At 48.8% G+C, this 15,958-nt stretch carries 15 protein-coding genes and 1 pseudogene; 9 read left to right on the forward strand and 7 right to left on the reverse strand.

Annotated elements, in window-relative coordinates; translation table 11 throughout:
- Positions 1-27: 27 nt before the first annotated feature.
- The 3 genes from NA624_RS12105 (at position 28) to tioA (ending at position 2,419) form a co-directional block, all read left to right on the forward strand.
- Positions 28-1,074, forward strand: a complete 1,047-nt coding sequence (locus NA624_RS12105) for a CfaE/CblD family pilus tip adhesin (protein WP_001543176.1) — start codon at positions 28-30, stop codon at positions 1,072-1,074.
- Between the two features lie 132 nt (positions 1,075-1,206).
- Complete coding sequence (gene tinR / locus NA624_RS12110) at positions 1,207-1,662, forward strand: Lrp/AsnC family transcriptional regulator TinR (protein ID WP_000141546.1); 456 nt, start codon at positions 1,207-1,209, stop codon at positions 1,660-1,662.
- Positions 1,663-1,801: 139 nt separating this feature from the next.
- Positions 1,802-2,419 carry a protein TioA gene (gene tioA, locus NA624_RS12115; RefSeq protein WP_000241744.1) on the forward strand — a complete coding sequence of 206 codons (618 nt, stop codon included), beginning with the start codon at positions 1,802-1,804 and terminating at the stop codon, positions 2,417-2,419.
- A 610-nt stretch (positions 2,420-3,029) separates the two neighbouring features.
- Here the strand turns inward: tioA and NA624_RS12120 are convergent.
- Positions 3,030-3,133: pseudogene (locus NA624_RS12120) on the reverse strand (hypothetical protein); the annotation flags it as partial.
- 56 nt (positions 3,134-3,189) lie between these two features.
- On the opposite strand from NA624_RS12120, the gene NA624_RS12125 reads away from it, so the two are divergent.
- A complete protein-coding gene (locus NA624_RS12125) occupies positions 3,190-3,378 on the forward strand; it encodes a hypothetical protein (RefSeq protein WP_031603244.1) in 189 nt (62 codons plus the stop codon).
- A 3-nt stretch (positions 3,379-3,381) separates the two neighbouring features.
- Here NA624_RS12125 and pagN read toward each other — a convergent pair whose 3' ends face one another.
- From pagN to fadE, 4 genes are all read right to left on the reverse strand, one after another.
- On the reverse strand, positions 3,382-4,101 hold the full coding sequence (pagN, locus tag NA624_RS12130) for an adhesin/invasin protein PagN (protein WP_000787611.1): 720 nt from the start codon (positions 4,099-4,101) through the stop codon (positions 3,382-3,384).
- A 330-nt stretch (positions 4,102-4,431) separates the two neighbouring features.
- Positions 4,432-4,839 (reverse strand): Spy/CpxP family protein refolding chaperone, encoded by a 408-nt coding sequence (locus tag NA624_RS12135; protein WP_000788200.1) that lies wholly within the window; start codon positions 4,837-4,839, stop codon positions 4,432-4,434.
- Positions 4,840-5,148: 309 nt separating this feature from the next.
- Positions 5,149-5,916, reverse strand: a complete 768-nt coding sequence (locus NA624_RS12140) for an amidohydrolase (RefSeq protein WP_000015789.1) — start codon at positions 5,914-5,916, stop codon at positions 5,149-5,151.
- 108 nt (positions 5,917-6,024) lie between these two features.
- Positions 6,025-8,469: an acyl-CoA dehydrogenase FadE gene (fadE, locus tag NA624_RS12145; RefSeq protein WP_000973041.1), complete on the reverse strand. Its 2,445-nt coding sequence runs from the start codon at positions 8,467-8,469 to the stop codon at positions 6,025-6,027.
- Between the two features lie 239 nt (positions 8,470-8,708).
- Here fadE and lpcA point away from each other — a divergent pair, with 239 nt between their 5' ends.
- Positions 8,709-9,287, forward strand: a complete 579-nt coding sequence (gene lpcA, locus NA624_RS12150; protein ID WP_000284051.1) for a D-sedoheptulose 7-phosphate isomerase — start codon at positions 8,709-8,711, stop codon at positions 9,285-9,287.
- Positions 9,288-9,499: 212 nt separating this feature from the next.
- Positions 9,500-10,267, forward strand: a complete 768-nt coding sequence (locus NA624_RS12155) for a class II glutamine amidotransferase (protein ID WP_000333387.1) — start codon at positions 9,500-9,502, stop codon at positions 10,265-10,267.
- Here the strand turns inward: NA624_RS12155 and dpaA are convergent.
- Positions 10,238-10,978 (reverse strand): peptidoglycan meso-diaminopimelic acid protein amidase, encoded by a 741-nt coding sequence (dpaA, locus tag NA624_RS12160; protein WP_001225658.1) that lies wholly within the window; start codon positions 10,976-10,978, stop codon positions 10,238-10,240. The genes NA624_RS12155 and dpaA overlap by 30 nt on opposite strands.
- 249 nt (positions 10,979-11,227) lie before the next feature.
- Between dpaA and dinB the strand changes: the two genes are divergently transcribed.
- The 3 genes from dinB (at position 11,228) to prfH (ending at position 14,252) form a co-directional block, all read left to right on the forward strand.
- Entirely contained in the window at positions 11,228-12,283 is a 1,056-nt protein-coding gene (gene dinB, locus NA624_RS12165) for a DNA polymerase IV (RefSeq protein ID WP_001226195.1), read from the forward strand.
- Positions 12,284-12,501: 218 nt separating this feature from the next.
- Positions 12,502-13,641: an RNA ligase RtcB family protein gene (locus NA624_RS12170; RefSeq protein ID WP_000528909.1), complete on the forward strand. Its 1,140-nt coding sequence runs from the start codon at positions 12,502-12,504 to the stop codon at positions 13,639-13,641.
- Entirely contained in the window at positions 13,638-14,252 is a 615-nt protein-coding gene (gene prfH, locus NA624_RS12175; protein WP_000602080.1) for a peptide chain release factor H, read from the forward strand. The genes NA624_RS12170 and prfH overlap by 4 nt, the downstream gene beginning before the upstream one ends.
- A 155-nt stretch (positions 14,253-14,407) precedes the next feature.
- Here the strand turns inward: prfH and pepD are convergent, their stop codons facing one another.
- On the reverse strand, positions 14,408-15,865 hold the full coding sequence (gene pepD / locus NA624_RS12180; RefSeq protein ID WP_001292981.1) for a cytosol nonspecific dipeptidase: 1,458 nt from the start codon (positions 15,863-15,865) through the stop codon (positions 14,408-14,410).
- Positions 15,866-15,958: the final 93 nt, after the last annotated feature.

Raw genomic sequence — 15,958 nt, forward strand, 5'->3', positions numbered from 1 at the left:
ATAAAAACGATTAGTATGGAAAATAAAATGAAATGGGCGAGTATGACGTGGTATTGGCTGCTCTTGGTAGCTATGTGTATAGCTCCATTAAACGTGTGGGCAGACCATTTTACCTACAACAAATACATACCTATTACTCAAACTCAGGACATTAGCCAGTCTGTTGAAGATTTGTACATCTTGCGTAATGAAAATATTAAGTTTGAGGACAACACTATGAACCGAGGGAGTTTACTTTGTCTCTCTGAGAATGATCCCAGTAACGGTGCATGCTCTACGAGAAGTCTGTGGGGTCATAACGTGACGGTGGCTGGTAAGTTTTCAGCAATCAGGTTGATGTTTACAGATTTAAAAACAGGCAAGAAGGCAGAGGTGGCTCTTCAGGGATACCGTTCCAGTTCGTGTGGTGATTATTTTTTAGATTCTGGTGGAGGATGCGCCTATTCGTGGGGATATTATCTATGGATACCTGCAAGCGAACGCAGAAAACTCCCTATTGGGCAATGGAGCGCACATTTACAGATGCGGGCTGAGGCATGGTGGCATATTCCAATCGGTAGTTTAGTGTCGGATATCACGCTGAATGTGACAGACCACTTTGCAGAAAATGCTGCTATTTACTTTCCGCAGTTTGGTACTGCAACCCCTCGGGTGGATCTGAATCTGCACCGGCTGAATGCCTCACAAATGTCGGGCAGGGCTAATCTGGATATGTGTCTGTATGACGGAGGTGTGAAAGCCCGTTCATTACAGATGAAGATAGAAGGAAGCAATAAGTCAGGTACGGGATTTCAGGTTATAAAGAGCGATTCTGCTGATACGATTGATTATGCGGTCAGTATGAATTATGGGGGACGAAGTATTCCTGTCACCCGTGGCGTGGAGTTCAGTCTGGAGAACGTGGATAAAGCAGCAACGCGTCCGGTGGTACTTCCCGGGCAACGGCAGGCGGTACGTTGTGTGCCAGTGCCCCTTACCCTGACAACACAACCCTTTAACATCAGGGAGAAGCGTTCTGGTGAGTATCAGGGAACGCTGACAGTGACAATGCTGATGGGAACACAAACCCCCTGACAGTAATTATTTATTTTATTGATATCTTTCTTATATGGTTTTTTAAATCAGAGTTCTCTTTATATACTTGTTTTATTTAATAAAGAAAATCTATTCACTTATGAAAATCAATGCGTGAGGTTCTGCTTTCCTATGACTGAGTATTTAGATGATAAAGATAAAGAATTATTGAAAGAAATCCAAAAAGATTGTGCGCAAACTTTATGGCAACTTGCATATAAAGTGGGACTTACGCCCACACCATGTTTCAAACGTTTAAAAAAACTTAAAGACAGGGGGATTATCATTGGTCAGTTCGCTTTATTGGATAAAGAAAAACTAGGTCTTTCACTTAATGTCTTTATTATGATTAACATATCTGAGGAGCAATACGCTAGTATTTCTGAGAAAATAAAGTCAATGCCTGAGGTTATTGCCTTTTATCGAATTTCTGGATCATTTAATTATTTAATGCATACAGTATTTACAGATATGAACGATTACTATAGTTTTTATGAGAAAATAATATTAACTAATTCTTCAATTAGTGGATCTGCATCGAGCTTTGTTCTTGAGCAAATAAAGGAAACAAACGAACTGCCAGTGTGAAAGTGTGATGTGTACTTACTGATTTAATACATTATTATCCTTCTTACGGAACAACAACGGCAGATTGCGGCTGTTGTACAAGGATTTTAATCAGCAGTGGTGAAATTAAGCGGCACAGAATAACACAGCGGAATATCACATGGTTAAATATCACCCCGTGCATGTAACAAAAAACCGCATTAAAACAGATGATGTTACTGATATTTATTTCGTTGAACCCTTCTGGAAAGAAGGCGAAAACCACATAATTGAGTCATTGATGTTTTTTGAAGAGTTACAAAAGTCATTTAATTTATTCAACCATAAACATGGGTTAAATAAATATATACTCAGGATTCCCTGGGAATTTGTGCTCATACATATGGAAAGGATCAGTAAATTAAATAGCGTCGGGTTATTTGCTGTTTCTGTTGACTTTAATAACAACCACAAATTTCTGAGCGAGTACATCAGGAGTCGCAGAGATTATGGTATGGAAGTTTGGTTTGATTTTTGTGGTAAACATTCTTATTCCAGTGAAATTAAAAACCTTGGGTTCTTTTTTCAGGCTTGCGTAGTGCCTCGTGATCCTAATTTTATTAGTAGTGTTTATCATTATCATAAGTTCCAAAAGATTCTTGTCGGGGATATAAATGATGTAGAACAGAGAGCCGTGTACCAGAACGAAGTTGATTACATGTATGGAATGCAATGGCCATCGTCATATGACGGTTTTTTCTTTCGGGATCATAAAAAAAATGAAACTTGGTGTATATAACAGAAGGAGTGAAAATTTGAATCAAAAATATCTTATTTATTTTTTGTTTAATTATTGTTTTGTTTTTTATTACGATTAAATATAAAGAACATCATTGTTCGTGTGGTGGGGAGGCTGGAAGTTTAGGGGATGACCGTTTATCAACAATTTTATTACAGCCACCATACGAATGGTTTATATATGCACTAGATGTATTATTTTAGTTTAATATATCGATGGTTGCTATTTGCATTGATGATGTTCCGTTACATTAAGGAATATACATCTGTATCTCTTTATACGCACGCTCACATTACTAATCATTATTAATATGAGTGTGGTTCTTGTTTTACGCATGCATGGTTGCATGTGACGTTAAATTTAAATGAGCTGACTGTATGAATTCTAAATACTTTAGAGAGGTGTTTTTTGTCTCGGTAGTTGTTATATTATTATTTTATTTGGTGTTATTTGCAGCCAGTGCTCATGCTGAAGGCGGCTTCAGCTCTGGAGGCATTGGGTTATTTATGACGGGAACAAGAGAGATGCTACTGTAGAGATAATAAATTCTGCTAAAGATTCCCCAATTCTTGTGCATTGACATCCTCCACGTCCTGAAGGGCGTGGGTTCCTACTCCAACGGGCTGCCTGACTGCACGCTCCTTCCACAGGCAAGCACGGCGTGTCCCGCTCTAAAATGTTACGCGCGCCGTTTACATCGGCGTTCGCAGTATATCTTCATACCAGACACTTGTAAGTATCTCGCATAATCGTGCCATTCACATTTAGAGATCATACAACAGGACGGGGCTGTTTTTGGGCAGCCGGAAGTTAAGCCCATACCAGAAACGTTGCAGTGTACTGAAAAATGGCGCCAGGTTGCACCTGTTCAACGATTTTCTGAAGGCGCAGGAGTATTCATTACTGATATCCTCCATTGCGCCTTCGGGAACCCACAGAACCAGCTATTTTACCGATAGTGTTTAAAAGGCGTAAGTAATGCCGAGCATGAAGTCATTGGAGGCAGCCTTTGTGTCTGCATCATAAGCGGTATGTTCATCACCAGCATAGTGATTTTTTGAAATGCTTACTTTGCCTGCATTAATGTATTTATAACTGGCGTCAATCATAATATTATCTGTTACAGCATATTTTGCACCGATACCTGCGCCCCAGGCAAAGTTATTTTTTGAAGCAGACAGAGTTTCATTAATACCAAAACCAACAGGAATGGTGTTATTACTTAGCTTCACATGAGCGAGGCCAACGCCTGCGCTGATATAGGGTGTAAACGCCGTACTATTGTGAAAATCATAATAGCCATTAACCATGTAAGTGGTCATTCGGACCTGATTTTTTACATTTATGTGTACTGGCTGACCAAATGCAATAATATCCTGCCCGCCTTTAGCATCCGTCTCACCTCTGAAAGTGGTATCCAGTTCTAAACGTACTGGAAGCTGGAATGGATCATAAAAGTCATAACCGATAGCAACCCCGCCGCCAAAAACGCCTTTGGTACGGTCAGGTAACGTTGCATGACCATTGACTATCTCATCCTGGCTGAAGGTTGAGTTGATTCCATAGACATTGACTACGGATGTCCCCGCTTTCCCGGTGATATAGATCCCTTCTTTTGCTGATGCAGTAGTGGACCAGGCTACCACAAGGGGAATGATGCAGACTGCGAAAAAGTTTTTCATTTCAGAACCTGCCTTAATATTGGGCTAAAAGACAAGTTTCACGGTATAGGGTGTGATATAACGATTACATAAACGAAGCCCAAAAAACGGTCTATTGTAACGCTGGGTTTTCTGTAAGCGGGTAAAAAATGAGATGAAGATTTTAAATAACAATACGATAATCGTCGGTATGGAAATCCATCTCCTCGCCAAATTGCCCCACGTACGGTTTCACTTCTACGTTATGTAACGGGTAGTGTGAGATAGAGCGATGCTGTAAGAAAAAGATGAAGATGAATTTGTACCCGACCAGGATAAAGCCCGTTATCCAGGAATAACGGGCAAAAATATTTACTCAAGTGCCTGGGCGAGATCTTGTTGTACCTGTTGACGCTGTTCTGGTGTTAAGACTTTGCTTAAATCAAAATAATATTTAACCCGATAATAGCGAGCCTGTTGTTCTATGTTACTGAAGGCTGCAAGCTGCTGTTTTACGGCGGCGTCATCCCATTTACCGGATTTAATCACCTCTATCAGCGCACCGTCTTTAATTCCCTTCATAGAAATCTGACTGACGTCGGTTTCCAGTTGTTGGTGAAGTTTTTTGATCCGGGTAATCTGATCGTTTGTCAGCTTCAGATGCTGGACAATAGGATCCTGGGCGGGCAGGGGAGGATTGGGAACAGCGGTGGCGAAAGCGCCAAAAGAAACGCCCGCCAGAGTCGCTGCCAGTAAAGTTGTGCGTACAAAGTTTTTCATGAAGATATCCTGATAAGGGAGTGATTAACCGTTTTTATTACCCACGAATGGCGAGCAATTATCTTCGAGCCTATCCCATTAGGCGTTATTGGCGCAGCCAGTTTGGACACGGACAGCGCGCAAAAACCGGAGCGTACACGTAGTACGTGAGGATTTTGAGCACTGCCCAGGTCCAAAATGGCAAGTAAAATAGCCCTAATGGGATAGGCTCTTAGTCAGAATACGTTGCCTGCCACATTACGCCACGCGAATTTGTTTTACGGAGAGTTACGGAGTGAAACAATCCCGCCGCGGTGAGCGGCAGGTTGCTTACAAGGTGAATGGATCGGCATCGCGCCAGGCTGGAAATTTTTCGCGATAGTCCTGCAAGGCGACGAGAGAAAGATCGGCATCAATACGTGTCGCCTGGTGTGGTTCGGCGGTGGCGATAATATCACCCTGGGGATTAATGATCCGGCTATCGCCGCGATAATGTAACCCGTTGCCATCGGTGCCAACCCGGTTGCAGCCTGCGACATAAGCCTGATTTTCAATAGCGCGCGCTGTCAGTAATGTTTGCCAGTGTAGCGAGCGCGGCGCAGGCCAGTTCGCTACATACAGCGCCAGATCGTAATCATTGCGGTTGCGCGACCATATCGGAAAGCGCAGATCGTAACAGATCAGCGGCAGGATGCGCCAACCGCGCCACTGCACGATGATGCGTTTATCGCCTGCGGCATAATGTTGATGTTCATCCGCCATACGAAACAGATGGCGCTTATCATAGAGATGAACCTTACCTTCCGGTTCAACCAGTAAGAAGCGATTTACGGCGCCGCGCTCAGTTTGTAGCGCCGCGCTGCCGGCAATCAGAGCGTCAGTTTGTCGGGCTTTGGCCTGCATCCACGTAATCACGCTATCTTGCGAAAGTGAGTTATTAGCGGCCTCCATCGCAAAGCCGGTGGTAAACATTTCAGGCAGAACAATCACATCCCGGCCAGATACGAGCTCTAGCTGTCTGTCAAAATGACGCAGGTTTGCCGGGCCGTCCATCCAGACTAAAGGTTGTTGCAACAGAGTAATTTTCAAACCAGACACGATCGGAGCTCCTCATTGAACAGCGTCTTTACACTGTAGCATGAGCAATAATAAAAAAGCGGCAAGAAAAAGCCCCGCGAAAGCGGGGCAGGAAAGACGCGAGACTGATTATGCGGCTTCGACTTTACGCACTTTCTCCGGCAGCTTTACCGGTTTGGTCGCCAGCGCTTCAGGTTCAAAATCATCAACGTTGATACTGCGCAGGCGGCTCTCTTCCGCTTTCGCCAGAATGGCGGCTTCATCTTTATCAATCAACCCTTTCGCCAGCGCATTGCGCGCCAGTTCATCCAGACGAGTAAACGGCAGATTTTTACCCAGTTCTTTGCAGATGCGCTGGTGGATAGGGTCGGCAGCGATGACATCACGCAGCGCTTCTTCCAGTAAACCGACCGGATTATGTTCGGCAGGCGTCAGATACTGACCGCGCCCAATGCGTGAACGTGTGGCGTTCGGCACCTGCAGGATCTTCGCCACGGCGTGATCCAGCTTATCAGACGGCGCCAGATAATGACGGCCAGTCGGGAAGATCATCGCGGTGAGCAATCCGGCCACGACGCGGTTCGGGAAGTTCTGCAGCAGATCGTCCATCGCTTGTTCAGCACGATACAGCGCATCCTGTACGCCCCAGTGCACCAGCGGCAGGTCGGCTTCGTGGCGACCTTCGTCGTCGTAACGCTTCAGTACGGCTGAGGCCAGATAAAGCTGACTCAACACATCGCCCAGACGCGCGGAGATACGCTCGCGGCGTTTCAGGCTGCCGCCCAGTACCGCCATTGACACGTCAGACAGCAGCGCCAGGTTTGCGCTCAGTCGGTTCAGATGCTGGTAATAACGCTTCGTGGCGTCGCCGGTTGGCGTATGGCTCGTTAATCCGCGGGTCAGGCCAAGCCAGAAACTGCGAACGGTATTGCTGCCGACATGGCCAATATGTTTAAACAACAGTTTATCAAAGGCATTGACATCATTATTCTGCGCTGCGGCCATCTCTTCCAGTACATAAGGATGGCAGCGAATGGCGCCCTGACCAAAGATCATCATGCTACGGGTCAGGATATTCGCGCCTTCCACGGTGATCGCGATAGGCGCGCCCTGGTAAGCACGCGCCAGGAAGTTGCTCTCGCCCAGCATAATGCCTTTACCCCCTGTGATATCCATCGCGTCGATAATTGACTGCTGGCCGCGGTGGGTGCAGTGGTACTTCACGATAGCCGACAGTACCGCCGGTTTTTCGCCCAGCATAATGCCGTAGGTGATTAACGATGCGGCGGCATCCATCACATAAGCGTTACCTGCAATACGCGCCAGCGGTTCCTCAATACCTTCCATCTTGCCGATAGAAATTTTGAACTGACGACGAATGTGAGCATAGGCGCCGGTTGCCAGCGCGACGGATTTCACCCCGCCAGTGGAGTTGGACGGCAGGGTAATACCGCGTCCTACCGACAAACATTCCACCAGCATACGCCAGCCCTGTCCGGCCATTTTGGGGCCGCCGATAATATAATCAATAGGCACGAAAATATCGTTACCGCGGGTTGGACCATTCTGGAACGGAACGTTAAGCGGGAAGTGGCGACGACCAATTTCCACACCCGGCGTTGAGGTGGGGATCAGGGCGCAGGTAATACCCAGCTCTTCTTCTCCGCCTAACAATCTATCCGGATCGGAAAGCTTAAACGCCAGGCCCAACACGGTAGCTATCGGCGCCAGCGTAATGTAACGCTTGTTCCAGGTCAGGCGCATACCCAGCACCTGCTGGCCCTGCCATTCGCCCATGCAAACCACGCCGGTATCCGGAATGGCGCCTGCATCAGAACCTGCTTCCGGGCTGGTCAGCGCAAAGCAGGGGATCTCCTGGCCGCGCGCCAGTCGCGGCAGATAGTGATTCTTCTGCTCTTCCGTACCATAGTGCTGCAATAACTCGCCAGGGCCGAGTGAGTTTGGAACGCCGACGGTGATAGCCAGAATCCCGGAGACGCCGGACAGTTTTTGCAGTACACGGGACTGCGCATAAGCGGAGAACTCCAGCCCGCCGTACTCTTTTTTAATGATCATCGCAAAAAAACGATGCTCTTTCAGATAAGCCCACAGTTCCGGCGGCAGATCCGCCAGTTCATGGGTAATCTGGAAATCGTTCGCCATCCGGCACGCTTCTTCTACCGGACCGTCGAGAAACGCTTGCTCTTCGGCAGTGAGTTGCGGTTGCGGATAGTTGTGCAGTTTTTTCCAGTCAGGCTTGCCCTGGAACAGATCGCCTTCCCACCAGGTTGTACCGGCATCAATCGCTTCTTTCTCAGTGCGCGACATCGGCGGCATGACCTTACGGAAGCCGCGGAACACCGGTGCGGAAATCATTGATTTTCGCATCGGTGTGAGGTTAAACGGCACGAGGATAATGGCCAGAGGAACCAACAGCCAGATGGACCACAGGCCAGCGACGCCAAGTGCGGCGGTCCAGGCGAGCAGAATCAGGCTGCTGAGAAATAAACTCACGCGGTGATAGAACAATGCGCCGAGCAGAACAACCGTAGCGATAATACTCAAAATCATCATAACGAAAAGCTCCCTTGCTTGTAGGAGGTCTGACCACTTGTGATGATTAGGTTGTAGTAGATGTAAAATTTTTTATCAATGTGTTTACAAAATAATTACAACAAAGCTCACATTGTTGCCGTTTTTGGGGGCACGAAAAATCAAAAGCGTGAGGCGTTAATTCGGCTTATGCTTCTCGCCTGTACTGCTATCCGGTACACTGCATACTGTCATTTACATTCATGCTGAAGGATATCCTCATGTACCAGGATCTTATTCGTAACGAACTGAACGAAGCGGCGGAAACGCTGGCTAATTTTTTAAAAGATGACGCCAATATTCACGCCATTCAGCGCGCGGCGGTCCTGTTGGCTGACAGTTTTAAAGCGGGTGGTAAGGTACTTTCCTGCGGTAACGGCGGCTCCCATTGCGATGCGATGCACTTTGCTGAAGAGCTGACAGGTCGTTATCGTGAAAATCGTCCGGGCTACCCGGCAATTGCGATTTCTGATGTTAGCCATATATCCTGCGTCAGTAATGATTTTGGCTATGACTATATTTTCTCTCGTTACGTTGAAGCGGTAGGGCGCGAAGGCGATGTCCTGTTAGGGATCTCGACGTCGGGTAACTCTGGTAACGTGATTAAAGCGATTGCCGCGGCCCGTGAAAAAGGCATGAAAGTGATTACGTTGACCGGCAAAGACGGAGGCAAAATGGCGGGAACGGCGGATATTGAAATTCGCGTACCGCACTTCGGTTATGCCGATCGTATTCAGGAAATTCATATCAAAGTGATTCATATCCTGATTCAGTTGATCGAAAAAGAGATGGTTAAATAACTATACCCGTCATACTTCAAGCTGCAGGTGCGTTGGTTGCGCTCAGAAACCCCAGTCACATAGTTATCTATGCTCCTGGGGATTTCCTCCCTTACCGCCTTCCTGCAACTCGAATTATTTAGGGTATAGCATATTGTTTTCTTTGATATTTTTAGTTTTGATTGGCTGTAAAAATTACGCCTTCCCGCTTAAGGCGTTTGTGGAGGTGATGTATGTGCGAACTGCTTGGGATGAGCGCCAATGTGCCGACGGATATCTGCTTTAGCTTCACCGGACTGGTGCAGCGTGGCGGCGGAACCGGGCCGCATAAAGACGGCTGGGGAATTACCTTTTACGAAGGAAAGGGCTGTCGCACGTTTAAAGATCCGCAACCGAGCTACCATTCGCCGATTGCGAAACTGGTACAGAATTACCCGATCAAGTCCTGCTCGGTTATCGCCCATATCCGTCAGGCTAATCGCGGTGAAGTGGCGCTGGAAAATACACACCCTTTTACCCGGGAATTATGGGGACGCAACTGGACTTATGCTCATAACGGTCAGCTCAACGGTTATAAGTCGCTGGAAACCGGTAATTTTCGTCCGGTGGGGGAAACCGACAGCGAAAAAGCGTTTTGCTGGCTATTGCATAAATTAACGCAGCGTTATCCCCGCACGCCGGGCAACATGACAGCGGTATTTAAATATATTGCGACACTGGCGACGGTATTACGTGAAAAAGGCGTTTTTAACATGCTGCTGTCAGATGGGCGATATGTGATGGCGTTTTGCTCAACCCATTTGCACTGGATCACTCGCCGGGCGCCGTTCGGCGTAGCCACGTTGGTGGATCAGGACATGGAAATTGATTTCAGTTCACAGACCACGCCAAATGACGTGGTTACCGTGATTGCTACCCAGCCGCTAACGGGGAATGAAACCTGGCAAAAGATTATGCCAGGCGAATGGGCGTTATTTTGCCTCGGAGAGCGTATAATTTGAGGCCAGCTGTGGCTGAACAACTTCGTGACTCAACGGTTTGCTCACGACGTAACGTCCATCAACGATAGAAACAGTTGGCGGCTTATGCGTCTGTTCAAAATAATCGTAGCCGGGTTTTAGCTGCGCCCAGAAATCTTTGTAATAAGAATATTTATGACGCTGCATATTGGCGTCGGTCATCCGGAACGGATAAATACTCACCTGCACGCTCGGCTGACCAAAGACCAGCGCGGCGGTGACAAACTGGAAAATCTCATCAATGCCGCTGTCGGTCATGGCATAGCAGCCGACGGAAACACAGGCGCCGTGAATCATCAGATACTTACCATCATAGCCATGCGCGCGATCGTAGGCATTGGGAAAACCAATGTTGATGGCCTTATAAAAACGGCTGTCTGGCTTGAGTTGATTACGCTGAACGCTGTAAAACCCTTCCGGACTTTTAAAATCGCCCTGACGGCGTTTCGGGCCTAACCCGCCGGAATAGTTGCAAATTTTGTAGCTATCAAGCAACTGGTATTGCTCACCCATTTTGACGTAGAGATCAAGAGTGCGCTCTTCTTTAAAAATCTGAATATAGACCGGTGAGCCCATTAACTGCTGCTTATACTCTTTACTGACCGGCGTGACGGGGCTGCTGCTGCTCAGCAAACCGGCAAATGAGACGCACGGCATCAGAAGCATCGCAAGAAAAAATGCGATTTTACGCATACTGCTTGTTCCTTGATAAAACGGTTACACACGCCAGAACGGCAAAAGAGTCCCCAAATCGGAGTAATCTGGATTTGGAGCGCTCACATTAGCACCACGGCAGTTTTTCGCAAGTCCCCGTGTGTACGTTTACAATTTTCCCGCCGCTTTCGTCGTCATACCTTCGAATATGTCGCATTTTTAACGCGAATGTATCTTTGCGCGCAATAAAACATACTGTACACTTAAACAGTATTGTGGGGGCGAGCGATGCGCAAAATCATACATGTTGATATGGACTGTTTTTTTGCCGCGGTAGAGATGCGTGATAATCCGGCGTTACGCGATATCCCTATTGCCATTGGCGGGAGTCGTGAGCGAAGAGGCGTTATCAGTACCGCCAACTATCCTGCGCGCCAGTTTGGCGTACGCAGCGCGATGCCGACTGCCATGGCGCTAAAGCTGTGCCCCCATCTCACCTTACTGCCTGGCCGCTTTGACGCCTATAAAGAGGCTTCGCGGCATGTACGTGACATCTTTTCCCGCTACACTTCACTGATTGAACCGCTCTCGCTGGATGAAGCCTGGCTGGATGTGACTGACAGCCCGCACTGTTATGGATCGGCGACTCTGATCGCCAGGGAGATTCGTCAGACTATTTTCAATGAACTGCAACTCACCGCCTCTGCCGGCGTTGCGCCAGTGAAATTTCTGGCGAAGATCGCCTCCGATCTCAATAAACCGAACGGGCAATATGTTATTACGCCAGCCGATGTACCCGACTTTCTTAAAACGTTGCCGTTAGCCAAAATTCTAGGCGTGGGGAAAGTTTCCGCCGCCAAACTGGAAAATATGGGGTTAAGAACCTGCGGGGATATTCAACAGTGCGATCTGGCGATGCTTCTCAAACGCTTTGGTAAATTTGGCCGGGTATTATGGGAGCGTAGTCAGGGTATTGACGAGCGTGATGTTAACAGCGAAAGGCTGCGTAAATCGGTAGGCGTTGAGCGTACTCTGGCGGAGGATATTCATGAGTGGTCGGACTGCGAGGCCATTATTGAACATTTATATCCGGAACTGGAGCGTCGTCTGGCTATAGTAAAGCCCGATTTACTGATTGCCCGACAGGGCGTTAAATTAAAATTTAATGATTTTCAGCAAACCACTCAGGAACATGTCTGGCCGCAATTAAATAAAGAAGACTTAATTACCACCGCCCGTAAAACCTGGGACGAGCGTCGCGGCGAGCGCGGCGTACGGCTGGTGGGGCTACACGTAACGCTGCTCGACCCTCAGTTGGAACGACAGTTGGTGTTAGGGTTATAAGTCAGGCTATTAAGATTTTATCACTATTACGATTGCGCCATCTAAATTTCAGTATTACTATACCCGCGTTTTCTCATTCTCAATAACTGCAAAGGAGGTTCATCATGACACTTTATTCTCTGAACGCACTTTGCAGACCTTTCCAGGATTAATTTTCTTTTATTGCCCTGGATTAGTCTGCCATTTCCTGATTTTTTAATTCATATATGGAATGGTATATGGGCAATTATATTAGTCCTTTATCAGATGTGGTATTTTCTATCGCATCAGATAACCTGTGGATCGAAGATTCCGCGATCCAACAATTATATACGACGGCTAAGTTAACCGGTATGAAACGCGTTATCGGGATGCCAGATCTGCATCCGGGGCGTGGCTATCCTATTGGCGCAGCCTTTTTCTCGCGTGGACGCTTTTATCCGGCGCTGGTCGGCAACGATATCGGCTGCGGCATGGCGTTATGGCAAACGGATATTTTAGGGCGTAAATATAACGCCGATAAACTGGAGAAGCGGCTGGCGTCGCTGACTGACGTGGCGGACGCGCAGTGGCTGGAGGAGAATGTCCCCGCCGCAATGCAGCATCATTCGTGGCGCTCTGCGCTGGGTTCCATTGGCGGCGGCAATCATTTTGCCGAGCTGCAGCAGGTCGATCGCATCGTCGATGCTGATTCGTTCGCTTTGTCGGGGTTGCAAAAAGCGCAGTTATTACTGCTGGTACACAGTGGTTCACGCGGTCTGGGGCAAGCTATCCTGCGTCGTCATGTGGAGGCGTTTTCGCATAACGGTTTGCCGGAAGATAGCGACGATGCGCGCCGCTACCTTGCAGAACATGACGATGCGCTGGCATTTGCCCGCAGTAATCGCGCGCTGATTGCCCGCCGGATACTGCAACAGCTCAGGGCTGAGGGCGAACCGCGGCTGGATGTGGCGCATAACTTCGTTGAACCCTGTACTGTCGCGGGTGAGGCGGGGTGGCTGCATCGTAAAGGCGCTACGCCAGATGGGCAGGGACTGGTGATAATCCCCGGCTCGCGCGGCGATTATAGCTGGCTGGTGAAACCTGTCGTCAGCGAGGAGAGCCTCTTCTCCCTGGCGCACGGCGCGGGGCGCAAATGGATGCGTACCGAGTGTAAAGACCGGTTATCGGCAAAATTTACCCCGCGACAGCTCTGCCGTACCGGGATGGGCAGCCGGGTGATTTGCCGCGATCGCCAGCTCATTTATGAGGAAGCGCCGCAGGCGTATAAATCCATCGATAGCGTTGTGGATTGTCTGGCAGACGCCGGACTGATTACGCCGGTTGCCTGCCTGCGTCCGGTGCTGACGCTGAAAACCTCAGGGGAGAAAAGCGCATGATCTTACTGCAACTTTCTTCCGCACAGGGACCGGACGAGTGTTGTCTGGCGGTAAAAAAAGCGCTGGATTGTCTGGCGAAAGAAGCTGCCAGAGAAAAGGTATCGCTGACACGACTTGAAACGGAGCCGGGACGATTACCAGACACGCTGCGTTCCGCACTGGTCTCGCTGGACGGTGAAAAAGCTATGGCTTTCAGTGAACGTTGGTGTGGAACGTTACTGTGGATTTGTACCAGCCCGTATCGCCCGCACCATGGGCGAAAAAACTGGTACGTCGGCATTGGGCGCTTTTCCGCCGACGAACAGATGCAGTCTGATGAGATTCGTTTCGAGACTCTGCGCTCTTCCGGTCCGGGTGGGCAGCACGTTAATAAAACCGACTCGGCAGTGCGGGCCACGCACCTGGCGAGCGGGATTAGCGTGAAGGTTCAGTCGGAGCGCAGTCAACATGCGAATAAGCGTCTGGCCCGGCTGCTGATTGCCTGGCGGCTGGAACAGCAACGGCAAAATGAGTGTGCGGCGTTGAAGTCTGAAAGGCGTCTGTTCCATCATCAGATTGAGCGCGGCAATCCGCTACGGATATTTAAAGGAATGGCGTTTACGCCACAATAATTCGGTGTTACCGGCGCTGTTATCGGGCTGTCTGGCTATTCGCGTGTAGCCGCAGCGCTATTTCAGCGCATCCAGGAGAGCTTATCTGGCAATGGATACCCGATATTCCATATTAATAGCCCGTCCAGAAATGGGACGGGCATTTTAGCGCTTTCTTACTTCGCAGGAATCGCTTTCAGCAATTCGGTCAGCAGAGTCCAGTAGTGGCCGACGCTTTCGATATGTACCTGCTCATCCGGAGAGTGAGGTCCGGTAATGGTAGGCCCAATAGAAACCATGTCCATATCCGGATAGGGTTTCTTAAACAGACCGCATTCCAGGCCGGCGTGGATAATCTGGATGTTCGGTGTCTTGTTGAACAGACGCTGATAGGTTTCCCGCACCAGGTGCATGACCGGCGAGTTCGCATCGGGCTGCCAGCCAGGATAGCTGCCTTTTGCTTCGGTTTTCGCGCCAGCCAGCTTGCCCAGCGAATCCAGCATACTCACCACATAATCTTTACCGCTGTCGATAAGAGAGCGAATCAGGCAGTGAATTTCGACATTCGCATCAGACATTGTGACCACGCCAACGTTTAGCGATGTTTCCACTACGCCTTTCGCTACGTCTGAATTGCGGATCACGCCGTTCGGCGTTGCGTTCAGCAGGCGCACAAAGGTATCGCGTGACGGCGCGGTCAATGCGGCTTTATCACTAGCAACCTCATTGAGTTGCAGCGTCAGGTTTTTCTCTTTTTCCGCCAGTTCGTTTTTCAGAATATCCTGGTAAGCGTTCACTAATGTTTTCAGAGCGCCTACGTTGTTTGCGGAAACGGCGAGGGTAGCGAACGCTTCGCGCGGAATCGCGTTACGCAGCGTGCCGCCGTTGAAATCGATCAGACGCAGATCCAGTTCTTCTGCGTGCCCGGCCAGAAAACGCGCCAGCAATTTGTTGGCATTGCCAAGGCCGAGGTGAATTTCACCACCGGAGTGGCCGCCTTTCAGACCTTTCAGGGTTAGCTTAAAGCACGCAAATCCTGCGGGTACAGCTTCACGGGTCAACGGCAGATTAGAGGTAAAATCGATGCCGCCTGCGCAGCCCATATAGATCTCACCTTCTTCTTCAGAGTCGGTGTTGATCAGGATGTCGGCCTGCAACCAGCCGGACTGGAGGCCGAACGCGCCATCCATGCCGGCTTCTTCGGTCATGGTCAGCAGCACTTCCAGCGGGCCATGGACGACATTATCATCAGCCAGTACCGCTAACGCAGAAGCCATTCCAATACCATTGTCGGCGCCGAGCGTAGTACCGCGCGCTTTAACCCATTCGCCATCAATATAAGGCTGGATAGGATCTGTAGTGAAGTCGTGAACGGTGTCGCTATTTTTTTGCGGCACCATATCCAGATGCGCCTGTAAAACGACCGGCTTGCGATTTTCCATACCTGCAGTGGCGGGCTTACGGATCAGAATATTACCGACCTGGTCGCGATCCACGTAAAGGCCTTTCTCTTTGGCCCAACTCACAATATGTTCCGCGAGTTGCTCTTCGTGATAGGACGGGTGAGGAATAGAACAGATTTTGGCAAAAATATCCCACAAAGGTTGTGGTGATAACTGAGACAGTTCAGACACGATAAGTCTCCTTGGCGGTGGTCTGAAAAACGTTCTTACAGGCCACAGGGTTAGCGGAATTGATAACTCTTACGAGATGCGACTGAGAATACC

The organism is Salmonella sp. NW38, from assembly GCF_051807745.1.
Taxonomy (GTDB): domain Bacteria; phylum Pseudomonadota; class Gammaproteobacteria; order Enterobacterales; family Enterobacteriaceae; genus Salmonella; species Salmonella enterica.

Excerpts from the sequence above, each read along its gene's own strand:
- prfH (WP_000602080.1), top strand. The coding sequence starts at position 13,638 with ATGATCTTACTGCAACTTTCTTCCGCACAGGGACCGGACGAGTGTTGT.
- tinR (WP_000141546.1), top strand. The coding sequence starts at position 1,207 with ATGACTGAGTATTTAGATGATAAAGATAAAGAATTATTGAAAGAAATC.
- dpaA (WP_001225658.1), bottom strand. The coding sequence starts at position 10,978 with ATGCGTAAAATCGCATTTTTTCTTGCGATGCTTCTGATGCCGTGCGTC.
- NA624_RS12135 (WP_000788200.1), bottom strand. The coding sequence starts at position 4,839 with ATGAAAAACTTTGTACGCACAACTTTACTGGCAGCGACTCTGGCGGGC.
- NA624_RS12170 (WP_000528909.1), top strand. The coding sequence starts at position 12,502 with ATGGGCAATTATATTAGTCCTTTATCAGATGTGGTATTTTCTATCGCA.
- fadE (WP_000973041.1), bottom strand. The coding sequence starts at position 8,469 with ATGATGATTTTGAGTATTATCGCTACGGTTGTTCTGCTCGGCGCATTG.
- pagN (WP_000787611.1), bottom strand. The coding sequence starts at position 4,101 with ATGAAAAACTTTTTCGCAGTCTGCATCATTCCCCTTGTGGTAGCCTGG.
- NA624_RS12105 (WP_001543176.1), top strand. The coding sequence starts at position 28 with ATGAAATGGGCGAGTATGACGTGGTATTGGCTGCTCTTGGTAGCTATG.
- dinB (WP_001226195.1), top strand. The coding sequence starts at position 11,228 with ATGCGCAAAATCATACATGTTGATATGGACTGTTTTTTTGCCGCGGTA.
- lpcA (WP_000284051.1), top strand. The coding sequence starts at position 8,709 with ATGTACCAGGATCTTATTCGTAACGAACTGAACGAAGCGGCGGAAACG.
- NA624_RS12155 (WP_000333387.1), top strand. The coding sequence starts at position 9,500 with ATGTGCGAACTGCTTGGGATGAGCGCCAATGTGCCGACGGATATCTGC.
- tioA (WP_000241744.1), top strand. The coding sequence starts at position 1,802 with ATGGTTAAATATCACCCCGTGCATGTAACAAAAAACCGCATTAAAACA.